This window comes from Pseudomonas sp. AC463, assembly GCF_979253585.1.
Map to the genome: position 1 here is coordinate 1 of NZ_CEEDDZ010000263.1, position 352 is coordinate 352.

The 352-nt window shown below is 70.5% G+C and carries 1 pseudogene; it reads left to right on the plus strand.

Features of this window, described 5'->3' with window-relative positions:
- Positions 1 to 352 (plus strand): annotated as a pseudogene (locus AC0IYH_RS30065) (hypothetical protein); the annotation flags it as partial.

Below are 352 nucleotides of genomic sequence, written 5' to 3' on the forward strand. Positions count from 1 at the left end.
TCGAAAGCGAGATGCGCGCGGTCCAGCGCAAGGTCTTCCCGAACGGCCAGTTGCTCCAGCCCGACGTGACCGCGCCGGTCGCTCCGACCGAAGTACCCGGCGCGCCCGCCTCCAGCGCCGTCGTCGACCTGACCGCGCGCGTGACCTCGCTCGAGCAGCAGCTTGCGACGCTGACCGGGCAGGTCGAACAGAATGGCTACCAGATTCGCACCCTGCGCGAGCAGTTCGAGGCCTACCGCCGCAGCACCGATGCGAAGCTGACTGCTCCGGTCGCCGCCGCTCCCGTCGATGGTAGCGAGCCGGCACCGATCGCGTCCAGCGCGCCGTCGCGCCCGCTCGGTGGCTCCAATAC